This window comes from Citricoccus sp. NPDC079358 (assembly GCF_040702545.1).
Lineage (GTDB): Bacteria > Actinomycetota > Actinomycetes > Actinomycetales > Micrococcaceae > Citricoccus.
The window spans coordinates 46,479-56,597 of the sequence record NZ_JBFBLI010000017.1 but is presented as its reverse complement, the minus strand read 5'-3'; the positions used below and the strand labels follow the sequence as shown (position 1 = coordinate 56,597).

Sequence of the window (10,119 nt, the reverse complement as noted above, 5' to 3'; positions counted from 1 at the left end):
CCACCCCATGTGGCCGACCCGCGAGTAGAGGTGGCCTACCACCATTCGGCTTGAACCCTCGGCCGCACACTTCCGAGTGTCCCGCATGCCGATCCCCAACGAACGACCCCTGATGAGAGCGCGCTGTGCCGCCCAATGGCACCGTCAGCCGGGCAGTGTCATGCTGGCGTGAATGAGATGGAGTGTCACCTGACGAAGCTCTTGACGAAGGAACCGGCCAGGTGCCGAATGATCCACCGTACCGATGGCTTGTCGGCCGTCAGTCGCGGTGTACGTAACGGCGTGCGTGACATCGTTGCGCATTTTCACCGCTGGACGACCGACAGTCTTGACCCAGTCAACCTGATCGGCTCGTCCAGCGCTGCTTGCCCGTGATTCCAAACCACTGACCGCCTGACCGAGCGTCCGTGCGAAGGGTTCATCCGAGGGGTTTCCGTCATGGCGATTGATTGCGTCACGCACGCCAGCATGCAACCGTGCCGCTGCCCAAGTGACGCGCCCGAGCTCGACCAATAAGTCCTTGTCGCACGGCATTGAGTCGACGTAGCTTTCGGGCGGCAGGTTCATGTGTGCGAGTCTCCCATGACTACCCGACACTGCGCGCGTCCGGCACGGGGATCGACTTACGGAATGTCTACCAGCCCCGTCTCGCCTGCATCGCTGCGAGCGGTGCCGTCACAGAGCGCCTACAGAACATCTTCATGTGACGGCGAGAGTCTTAGGTGGATGATGACGTCCCACCGACCTTCAGCGCTCTGATTAGACGTCGTGGTCAAGGTAGGCACGAAATGCGCAGGCGGCAAGCACTCTGTGTAGCCAGTATTCAACGGGGCCTCCGGACGCTCTCGTCTCCATTCGCGGCAAGGAGGGTCTGCAGAAGCGAAGCGAGCAATGCGCGCTCATCAGCCGACAGCGCCTCAAGCTGCCGCTCTTCGGTCGCTAGATGGCCTTCCACAACTTCGTCCACCATCTTCCGGCCCTCCGGCGTCAGCGTCACGATAACTTCACGCCGGTTCTGCGGGTCGGGGTGCCGCGTCAGGAGGTCTTTGGCTTGCAATGCGCTGAGCCGGTTGGTGACTGTCGCCGCGCTGGACATCGTTGCCGCCACGAGATCTTTCGGGGTGAGCTGAAACGGCGGACCGGACCGCCGCAAGGTGGCGAGAACGTCGAACTCGGAGTGGGTCAACCCCTGCGTCGCGAAGTACTCACGTTGCGCCCTACCGAGGATCTCTGCCGCTCGCTTGATCCGGCCGTGGATGCCCATCGGCTCGACATCGAGGTCAGGCCGCTCCCTGTGCCACTGGTCCAAGTAGTCACTCACCCGGTCCACACTGCTCCACCTTTCATCACTGAATAATTTGCCCCTAAACTATTTAGTGTACTACCCTGCCGTCAAGGCGACCATTTACTCTTGAAAGATTCGGTGATGAACTATGCGGCGTGGTGTTGGTCTCACGTTGGCGACGGCCAGTGCCCCTGCAGTGTGGGGTACGACGTACGTCGTGACGACGATGGCCCTTCCAGCGGACTCCGCACTGTGGTCAGGGGTGATCCGCGCGCTGCCCGCCGGACTGATCGCACTGCTCCTCGCCCGCACCCTCCCGCGCGGCGAGTGGTGGTGGAAAGCAGCGATTCTCGGGATTCTGAACATCGGGGCTTTCTTCCCCCTGCTGTTCGTCTCCGCGTATCTTCTTCCCGGTGGTGTGGCCGCAGTCTTCAGCGCAACGCAGCCGCTATTCGTCGCAGCCCTGGCCTTGCCGCTGCTGGGTGAGAAGCCAACGCTGTGGCGTCTTGGCTGGGGAGTGATCGCCGTAGCCGGCGTGTCGCTCATGGTGCTGGGACCGGAGGCCACGCTCAGTCCTGCGGGAATCCTTGCCGGACTTGCAGGCACGGCGTCGATGGGTGCAGGGACCGTGCTGTCGAAGAAGTGGGGCAGGCCAGTCGGGCCAGTCGCGTACGCCGGGTGGCTCCTCACTGCTGGCGGGCTGTTCGGCCTTCCCTTGGCATTCGCGTTCGAAGGGGCACCCCCACTGCTGGATGCGTACGCACTTCTCGGATACGCATGGCTTTCCCTTATCGGGGCGCTACTCACTTACGTCCTCTGGTTCCACGGGGTCGGCGGACTCCCCGCAGGCGCAGTCTCGTTCCTACCGCTGATCTCGCCGCTAGTCGCAGCAATCCTCGGCTGGGCACTCCTCAGCGAGACGCTCACCCTGGTCCAGATGCTCGGGTTCGCGATGGCGCTGCTGGCTGTTTCGGCAGCGCAGCGGCCCCCCGGCAGCGCCCAACCACCCCTCCCTCGGGAGATGACGACAACCCGAAAGGAAACAACACAGTGAAGATTCTGGTCATCGGCGGGACCGGCAACGCAGGACACCGCATCGCCCAGGAAGCACTCGGCCGCGGCCACTCGGTCACCCTCGCTTCCCGAGGAGGCGGTAGTAGCCCTCATGCGGGCAGTGAAGGACTTACTTCCTTGATTCTCGACTCAGCAGACGCCGAAGCGGTGACCGTAGCAGCACACGGCCACGAACTGATCGTCGGCGCTACCCGCCTAGCCGTCGGGAGAGAGGCAGACATCGTCGCCTCAACACGCGGACTTGCCGTAGGAGCACGCAACGCCCGGGTCCGTCTGCTCGTCATCGGCGGTGCAGGCCCGCTCCTCGTACCTGGAACGGACCGTCTGGCCATAGATGACCCGCGGTGGGTTCCCAGCGAGATCAGACCGATCGCGACGGCCAGCAACCAGCAGCTCGAGATCCTCCGCAAGCACCCCGACGCCGACTGGACCTACCTCGCACCGGCCGCGCACTTCGCCCCCGGCCACAGGACTGGACGGTACACGACAGCGGACAGCGAGCTCGTGATTGCATCCGACGGCTCCTCAATGATCTCTATAGAGGACTACGCCATTGCCCTGATGGATCTGGCCGAGGCTCCAGACGAACGGCACCGCGTCATCGCGGTAGGCCCTTCCGACTGACGATTCGTCGGCGTGCAGTTCATCGGAAGGGGATCGCTCATCGGGACAAGCGTCGAACGTAGCCAGCTTGACTCTGCACTAGGGGCCCCTGGTATCGAGCGGCCGAACTTCACGCAGGCCCGTCTCGGAATACGAAGCGATCGTCGCGAGACCACTGGTGCTCGTTGTCGCAGCGGTATCCCCGCAGCCACGCCTGCCTATCGACCACGCGGAGATAGAACCCCTTCGGGTACTCATCGTCATCGCTGATTGGGGCCGAAGCTATTGTCAGCGAGCCTTCCGGTGCATACCCCGAAGACATCAGGGGGTTGGACGATGTCGTCTGCTCGTGCAAGGCGAGGCGCAGATAAGGCCCGGTGTCTACAGGACAGAGTGACAAGCCCTGTTGCTCGGCCGCCCAAAAGATACGGGAAAGCGGCGCACCGTTGGCCAGACCGAGTTCGGCCACCGTAAGCTCGGTGACCACGATCGGTCGTGCCACCCGATCATCGAACGATTCGCTCGCGAGGAGAGCTTCTGCGTAGGCGTTGAGATGGATGCCGTGCGAACTCAGACTGCCCAGCAACTGAGATCGGGAGAGCCCTCCCACCCAGACCTCACGCTGTTCGACGCGCAGGGACTCAGACACGACACTCGTCGCAGTAGGGGGCCGCTTCACGCCAACATCTCATTGCAACAGTCTGACATCAATGCCTGACTAAGAAGTGTCCCTCTGGACACGAAGTGGACTGTGGATTTGATCGCTAAATGGCGGTCTTCTGCGATCACTTGGTGGCGGTTCGGGCCATGGACTCAGGCGTGTCCATTTGGGGATCCGCCACTGGGCGATCGGCTGCGTTAGGTTCGACGGTTCCGGTTAATCGCACGGAAGTACAGGACGGTTCCTGCGACCAGGGCTACGAGGCCCGCTGTAGCTGCAAGCACTCCGAATGTTCCGAGGAGGGTCGAACCGCCTGCACCGAGCATCAGGGCGAACCCGAAGATTAGGACGGCCGTGCCTATCGATCCGTACGTAGAGGCTCGATCCTTCATACGTTGAGTCTATCGGCCGGGTGCGTGTTCGTTAGCCGTTCCGCCGTTAGGCCACCAGCGGCATGATTTCGAGTCAACGACGCAGCGCTGTCCCGCGTGCCGTATGAGGAACCCCATCGGACGCATCCTCCGCTCACCTGGAGTAACAGCAACGAGCCTTGCGGAGCGTGCCGTAGGACCCGTCCGGTGATTTGTCCGGTCAGCGGGCGCTCTGTGACACATGTTTGGACAGGTCTGTTAGCCGCAGGGTGCAACCTTGGTTGCGCCGGTGACCATCACCCCGGTTGCCGGATGGTCAGCGGCCGAACCGCAGACGGTTAGGGCCGCAGCGGCATCCATTCGGACAGGTTGGCGCGGGAGCCGGAGGCGAGCACCTTCCCGGTCCCGACGGCGGCGTCCCAGTCTGTGAGTCCCGTGGCCAGTTCCAGCCAGGTCGCCGGATCCATCTCGATGACGTTCGGGGGAGTGCCGCGCGTGTGGCGCGGGCCCTCGACGCACTGGCAGACCCCGAACGGTGGGACCCGGACCTCCACGGAGTTCCCCGGTGCCCGGGTGGCCAGCTCCTCCAGGGTGTAGCGGACGGCGGTGGCCCGGGTGCTGCGGGGCAGGGCGGCGGCGCCCTCCGCCCCGGCCCGTCCAGCCGAGCGGGCGCTGGACCAGGACGCGAGGGCGGCGCGGCCGTCGTCGTCAGAAATGCGGCGTTTGACGGACATGACTGCTGCCGTGCCGTTCAGTCCAGCAGATCCAGGACGGGGCGGGCCAGCTGGACCCGGCCGACGGGCTGACCGCGGCCGAGGATCTTCGGAGCCACGGAGTCCAGGACGCCCGGCAGGGCCTCGAGGTCGATCTGCTCGGGGGCGAACTGGGCCAGCAGGACCAGGGCGACGAGGTTGCCGGCGCGCGTGCCGCCGTCGAGCGCCTTGACGGCCACCGCCGTGCCGTCCGGCGCGGCCATGACCATGACACCGTCCGCGCCAAGCTTGGCCAGCACCCCGAGCTCGCGGATCACCACGGTGTTCGTGTTCGTCTCGCCGTGCACGGCCCAGGGGTGCTCCAGCATGGCCGTGGCCACGGAGGCGGCATGCACCTCGGAGTCGCGGCGGTGCGGGGCCGCGGCGACGGTGCCGATGCCGCGGGCCAGGCCGGTCAGGGAGAGCACGGGGGCAGGGGCCCCGCAGCCGTCTACGCCCCAGTGGGCCACCGGTTCCCCGCAGTACTCCTCGAGGACGGCGGCCACCTCACGCTGGATGGGGTGGTCGAGGTCCAGATAGGTGCCCACATCGTGACCGCCGTGCTTGGCGGCGGAGAGGAAACCAGCGTGCTTACCGGAGCAGTTGTAGGCCAGCGGGGTCTGGCGGGGGCCACCGGGACCGGCGTCCCCGGCCATCTCGATGATGCCGGCGGGATCCGCGGGCCAGGCCGGTGGGCACTGCAGGAAGGACTCGTCCATGCCGGCGTAGGACAGGACCGTGGCGGCCGTCTGGCGGTGGCGGGCCGTCCCGCGGTGCGACCCGCACGCCAGCGCGATCTGTTCCTCGACCAGCCGGGCCCCATGCCGCAGGGACGCGATGGCCTGCAGCGGCTTGAGCGTGGAGCGCGGGTAGACCAGGGAGTCCGGGCTGCCGAGGGAGGCCAGCACCGAGCCGTCCGGCGCCGTCACCACGGCCGAACCGATGGTGCGGGACTCGATGAACCCGTTGCGGACCACGTGCACCAGTTCCACGGCCTCGTTGACCGTGAAGGTGGCCGAGGGCTTCCGAGCGGACTGGTGGGACTCGAACTGATCGGGATGCTGCTGGGGTGCGGGCATGGTCACTAGCTTGTCACTACTTCAGGCGGAGAGCACCCCGAGCACCGGTTCCGCGAGTTCGGCGCAGCCGACCGGCTGGCCGCGGCCGAGGACCTTCGGTGTCACGGCGTCGAGGACGTTCCGCAGCGCCGGCAGGTCCACCTGGTCCGGGGCGAAGCGGGCCAGGAGGTTCAAGGCCACGAGGTTGGTGGCCCGGGAGGCCCCGTCCAGGGTCTTGACCGCCACGGCGGTGCCGTCCGGAGCCGCCACCACCAGGACGCCGTCCGCCCCGGACTTGGCCAGCAGGCCGAGCTCACGCATAATCCGGGTGTTCGAGCTGTTCCGGCCCTGGACGGCCCAGGGGTGGCGGAGCATGGAGACGGCCACCTGGATGGCATGGTCGTCGATCGGCAGCCCGCGGCCGGCCCGTTCGGGCGCGGAGGCGACGCGGCCGAATCCGCGCGCCAGCCCGGCCAGCGCCAACCGGGGGGCGGGGCCGCCGCAGCCGTCCACGCCGACGTGCACCGGTTCCGTGCCGCAGTAGTCCTCGATCACCCGGAAGACCTCCTGCTGCAGTGGGTGGTCCGGTTCCAGGTAGCTCTCGGTCTCCAGACCGGCGGCCACGCAGGCGGACAGCCAGGCGGCATGCTTGCCGGAGCAGTTGAAGGCCAGCCGGTTCGGGCGGGGGCCGTCCGGGCGCCGGGTGCGGGCGGCCATCTTCAGCAGCTCGCGGCGGTCCTTGGGCCAGGCGCGCGGGCACTGCAACGCCGTCTTGTCCAGGCCGGCCGCGGCCAGGATCTCCCGGACCAGGGCGCGGTGGCGGGAGGAACCGCGGTGCGAGCCCGAGGCGATGGCGATGTGGCGGCTCTCCAGCGGGGCGCCGAGCCGCAAGGAGGCGATGGCCTGGAGTGGTTTGAGGGCCGAGCGGCCAAACACCACGGCGTCGGCCGGACCCACCGTGGCCAGCACGCCGCCGTCCGGGCCGGTGACCACGGCGGCGCCACTGTGACGGGACTCCACCTGTCCGTTGCGGGTCAGGTGGACCAGCTCTGCGGCGTCCTGCTGGGCGAAGACGCCGGGCGTGGTGCTGGACGCGCCGGGCGTGGTGGTCATGCTGTTGGTGAGGGCCATGCGCTCATCGTGCTCGAGGAGCATGAGCCCCAGATGAGGGACGCATGAGCTAACCCTGAGAACCCTGGCGGAAAGGGGTCCTGCGGGCGCCGCCTCAGCGCCCGCGGCGGGTGGCCCAGACGGTCACGGCGAGGGCCCCGGCCAGGGAGACCACGAGTGAGACCACGGCGGCGCCCACGTCCCCGCGTTCGAAGCCGAGCAGCCGGGTCCCGAACCACATGATCACGGCGCAGGTCAGCCAGACGATCACGAAGGTGTAGGTGGTGCGCAGGAGCTTTCCGGAGCCCCCGGAGCCGGCGAGGCGGGGTGCGCGGCCGTACGGGTGGCCGTACCGCTGCTGCCCTCTCTCGTGCCCGTCCGGGCCCTGCTCCCCGGGGCGGCCGCGGTGCTCCGGGAGGTGCCGGCCGTCGTCGGGCCCGGGCTGAGGAGACGTCATGAGCCCATCGTACGGACCGGTGCGGCCGGGGCGGGCGCACACACGCGCGCCCGGACGGCGCGGACGGTCTAGGCTTGGGCACCGTGAAGATCCTCGTCCTCGGCTCCGGCGGCCGCGAACACGCCCTCATCCGCGCCCTGCAGCTGGACCCTGAAGTCCAGGAGGTCCATGCGGCCCCCGGCAACGCGGGCATCGCCCTCGATGCCTCGGTGCATGCCGTGGACGCCACCGACGCCACCGGCGTCACTGTCCTGGCCGGTGAGCTGAACGCGGACCTGGTGGTCGTGGGCCCCGAGGCCCCGCTGGCGGCCGGGGTCTCCGATGCCCTGCGGCAGGCCGGGTTCACCGTCTTCGGCCCCTCCAAGGCGGCCGCCGAGCTCGAGGCCTCCAAGTCCTTCGCGAAGGACGTGATGGCCCAGGCCGGCGTTCCCACCGCCGCCGCCCACACGTGCTCCACGGTCGCGGAGGCCGAGGCCGCCCTGGACGCGTTCGGCGCCCCCTACGTGGTCAAGGACGACGGGCTGGCCGCCGGCAAGGGCGTGGTGGTCACCACCGACCGCGCCGAGGCCCTCGACCACGCCCGGTCCTGCTTCGACGTCAACGGCACCGTGGTCATCGAGGAGTTCCTGGACGGTCCCGAGGTCTCCCTCTTCGTCATCTCCGACGGCACCAATGCCGTCCCCCTGGTCCCGGCACAGGACTTCAAGCGCATCGGCGACGGCGACGCCGGACCGAACACCGGCGGCATGGGCGCCTACACCCCGCTCGACTGGCTGCCGGAGGGCTTCGTGGACGAGGTCATGGAGGCCGTGGCCCGCCCTGTCATCGCCACCATGGCCGACCGCGGCACCCCTTTCGCCGGCGTGCTGTACTGCGGCCTCGCCCTCACGAGCCGCGGCCTCCGCGTCATCGAGTTCAACGTGCGCTTCGGTGACCCGGAGACCCAGGCCGTGCTGGCCCGGCTGCGGACCCCGTTCGGCCGGTTCCTGATGGACGCCGCCACGGGCTGCCTGGCCGGGGTGCAGGAGCTGGACTGGTCGGAGGACTACGCCGTGGACGTGGTGGTGGCCGCCGCCGGCTACCCGGAGTCCCCTCTCAAGGGCGGTGCGCTGTCCGGCGTCGCCGCGGCGGATGCCTTGGAGAGCGTCTCGGTCCTGCACGCGGGCACCTCCACCGCGCCCGCCGGCGGACTGGTCGCCGCCGGCGGCCGGGTGCTGGCCGTCGTCGGGCTCGGGGAAGACCTCGCCGCGGCGCGGGCCCGCGCCTACGCGGGGGTGGACCTGATCTCCCTGGAGGGATCACAGCACCGCACCGACATCGGTCTCAAGGCCGAGCGCGGCGAGATCTCACTCCCGGACGGAAAGGCACGCTGATGACCGGATTCTCTCAAGGCTTCGACGCCCAGGCTGTGGAGCTGCCGGGCTGGCGGCACGCCTATTCGGGCAAGGTCCGGGACCTCTATGAGCCGGCCGATGCGGCACCGGGGGAGTCCGAGACGCTGCTCGTGGTCGCCTCGGACCGGATCAGCGCCTACGACTTCGTGCTGGAGACCGAGATTCCAGACAAGGGCGCGGTGCTGACCCAGCTGTCCCTGTGGTGGTTCGAGCAACTGCAGGTGCCCCACCACGTGGTGTCCCTGGACGTGCCGGAGGCCGTGGCGGGGCGCGCCATGGTGTGCCAGCGGCTGGACATGTACGAGGTCGAGTGCATCGCCCGCGGCTATCTGACCGGCTCCGGGCTGGCCGAGTACCGGGAGTCCGGCATGGTCACCGGGATCGAGCTGCCGGAGGGGCTGGTGGACGGCTCGAAGCTGGACCCAGCGATCTTCACCCCGTCCGCCAAGGCTGATGTGGGCGAGCATGACGAGAACATCACCTTCGAGCAGATGGCCCGGCTGATCGGGGACACCCCCGCCCAGCGACTGCGTGAGTTGACCCTGGACGTGTACCGCCGGGCCGAGTCGATCGCCCGGGACCGCGGGATCATCCTGGCGGACACCAAGGTGGAGTTCGGCCTGGATGCCACCGGGCGGATCGTGCTGGGCGACGAGGTCCTGACACCGGACTCCTCCCGGTTCTGGGATGCCGCCCAGTATGATCCGGGCCGCGCCCAGCCCTCCTTCGACAAGCAGTTCGTCCGCGACTGGCTGACCGGTCCGGACTCCGGCTGGGACCGGGCGTCCGGCCAGGCGCCGCCGGCCCTGCCGGCCGACGTCGTGGCCAAGACCCGCGCCCGGTACATCGAGGCCTACGAGACCCTGACGGGCCAGGCCTTCACCCCCTGACCACGCGGCGTAGCCACGCTGTGCGGGCCATCGTTGTGGGTCAGTGTTTTGCGGGCAATAGTTATGGGTCAGTGCGTGATGGTCGTCTGCTGGTAGAGCGTCATCCGGAGACGGCCCTCGTCCAGCCGGTAGTGGCTGGACATCAGGGCGGTGAAGGGCTCCGGATCACCGGGCCGGGTGGCCGTGGCCGTGTACACCAGAGCAGCTGAGTCCATCCCCGTGGGAACCAGCCGGGCACCATCCAGGTGATATTCGGACCACGGTGGAGCCTGGTCCAGGGTTGACGCCACGGCGTCCCGGTCCAGGACCATGCCGTTGACCAGCACCATGACGGCGTCGCCGGTCATCAACTCCCCGTAGAAGGTGCCGCCCCGGGCCGAGCACAGCGCGTCCCAGCCCCCGTGTTCGAGGGCCAGGAGGTCGCTGAAGGTCAACGTGGCCATGCCTTCAGGCTAATGGGCCCG

The 10,119-nt window shown here is 68.2% G+C and carries 12 protein-coding genes; 4 read left to right on the top strand and 8 right to left on the bottom strand.

Going from position 1 to position 10,119, the window contains the following annotated elements; translation table 11 throughout:
- Positions 1-144 precede the first annotated feature (144 nt).
- Together AB0333_RS15735 and AB0333_RS15730 are read right to left on the bottom strand one after the other, a co-directional pair.
- Positions 145-567 carry a hypothetical protein gene (locus AB0333_RS15735; protein ID WP_366219628.1) on the bottom strand — a complete coding sequence of 141 codons (423 nt, stop codon included), beginning with the start codon at positions 565-567 and terminating at the stop codon, positions 145-147.
- 256 nt (positions 568-823) lie between these two features.
- Positions 824-1,321 (bottom strand): MarR family transcriptional regulator, encoded by a 498-nt coding sequence (locus tag AB0333_RS15730; RefSeq protein ID WP_366219627.1) that lies wholly within the window; start codon positions 1,319-1,321, stop codon positions 824-826.
- A gap of 190 nt (positions 1,322-1,511) precedes the next feature.
- Here AB0333_RS15730 and AB0333_RS15725 point away from each other — a divergent pair, with 190 nt between their 5' ends.
- The gene (locus AB0333_RS15725; RefSeq protein ID WP_366219633.1) at positions 1,512-2,339 is read left to right on the top strand and encodes an EamA family transporter; all 828 of its coding nucleotides are present in this window, start codon (positions 1,512-1,514) and stop codon (positions 2,337-2,339) included.
- The gene (locus tag AB0333_RS15720; RefSeq protein WP_366219626.1) at positions 2,336-2,983 is read left to right on the top strand and encodes an NAD(P)H-binding protein; all 648 of its coding nucleotides are present in this window, start codon (positions 2,336-2,338) and stop codon (positions 2,981-2,983) included. Before AB0333_RS15725 ends, AB0333_RS15720 begins: the two co-directional genes overlap by 4 nt.
- A gap of 109 nt (positions 2,984-3,092) precedes the next feature.
- On the opposite strand, the gene AB0333_RS15715 is transcribed toward AB0333_RS15720, so the two are convergent.
- The 5 genes from AB0333_RS15715 to AB0333_RS15695 form a co-directional block, all read right to left on the bottom strand.
- Positions 3,093-3,611, bottom strand: a complete 519-nt coding sequence (locus AB0333_RS15715) for a hypothetical protein (RefSeq protein WP_366219625.1) — start codon at positions 3,609-3,611, stop codon at positions 3,093-3,095.
- Between the two features lie 721 nt (positions 3,612-4,332).
- Complete coding sequence (locus AB0333_RS15710; RefSeq protein WP_366219624.1) at positions 4,333-4,728, bottom strand: sterol carrier family protein; 396 nt, start codon at positions 4,726-4,728, stop codon at positions 4,333-4,335.
- Positions 4,729-4,745: 17 nt separating this feature from the next.
- Positions 4,746-5,825 (bottom strand): asparaginase, encoded by a 1,080-nt coding sequence (locus AB0333_RS15705; protein ID WP_366219623.1) that lies wholly within the window; start codon positions 5,823-5,825, stop codon positions 4,746-4,748.
- A 21-nt stretch (positions 5,826-5,846) separates the two neighbouring features.
- Positions 5,847-6,917, bottom strand: a complete 1,071-nt coding sequence (locus AB0333_RS15700) for an asparaginase (protein WP_366219632.1) — start codon at positions 6,915-6,917, stop codon at positions 5,847-5,849.
- A 112-nt stretch (positions 6,918-7,029) separates the two neighbouring features.
- The gene (locus AB0333_RS15695; RefSeq protein ID WP_366219622.1) at positions 7,030-7,371 is read right to left on the bottom strand and encodes a hypothetical protein; all 342 of its coding nucleotides are present in this window, start codon (positions 7,369-7,371) and stop codon (positions 7,030-7,032) included.
- An 83-nt stretch (positions 7,372-7,454) separates the two neighbouring features.
- Here AB0333_RS15695 and purD point away from each other — a divergent pair, with 83 nt between their 5' ends.
- Positions 7,455-8,744, top strand: coding sequence for a phosphoribosylamine--glycine ligase (gene purD / locus AB0333_RS15690; protein WP_366219621.1), 1,290 nt, complete (start codon positions 7,455-7,457; stop codon positions 8,742-8,744).
- A complete protein-coding gene (locus AB0333_RS15685; RefSeq protein ID WP_366219620.1) occupies positions 8,744-9,655 on the top strand; it encodes a phosphoribosylaminoimidazolesuccinocarboxamide synthase in 912 nt (303 codons plus the stop codon). The genes purD and AB0333_RS15685 overlap by 1 nt, the downstream gene beginning before the upstream one ends.
- 68 nt (positions 9,656-9,723) lie before the next feature.
- Here AB0333_RS15685 and AB0333_RS15680 read toward each other — a convergent pair whose 3' ends face one another.
- A complete protein-coding gene (locus tag AB0333_RS15680; protein WP_366219619.1) occupies positions 9,724-10,098 on the bottom strand; it encodes a nuclear transport factor 2 family protein in 375 nt (124 codons plus the stop codon).
- Between the last annotated feature and the right edge of the window lie 21 nt (positions 10,099-10,119).

Coding starts and splice junctions, on each gene's coding strand:
- AB0333_RS15735 (WP_366219628.1), bottom strand. CDS start 567: ATGAACCTGCCGCCCGAAAGCTACGTCGACTCAATGCCGTGCGACAAG.
- AB0333_RS15725 (WP_366219633.1), top strand. CDS start 1,512: ATGGCCCTTCCAGCGGACTCCGCACTGTGGTCAGGGGTGATCCGCGCG.
- AB0333_RS15710 (WP_366219624.1), bottom strand. CDS start 4,728: ATGTCCGTCAAACGCCGCATTTCTGACGACGACGGCCGCGCCGCCCTC.
- AB0333_RS15705 (WP_366219623.1), bottom strand. CDS start 5,825: ATGCCCGCACCCCAGCAGCATCCCGATCAGTTCGAGTCCCACCAGTCC.
- AB0333_RS15700 (WP_366219632.1), bottom strand. CDS start 6,917: ATGACCACCACGCCCGGCGCGTCCAGCACCACGCCCGGCGTCTTCGCC.
- AB0333_RS15695 (WP_366219622.1), bottom strand. CDS start 7,371: ATGACGTCTCCTCAGCCCGGGCCCGACGACGGCCGGCACCTCCCGGAG.
- AB0333_RS15685 (WP_366219620.1), top strand. CDS start 8,744: ATGACCGGATTCTCTCAAGGCTTCGACGCCCAGGCTGTGGAGCTGCCG.
- AB0333_RS15680 (WP_366219619.1), bottom strand. CDS start 10,098: ATGGCCACGTTGACCTTCAGCGACCTCCTGGCCCTCGAACACGGGGGC.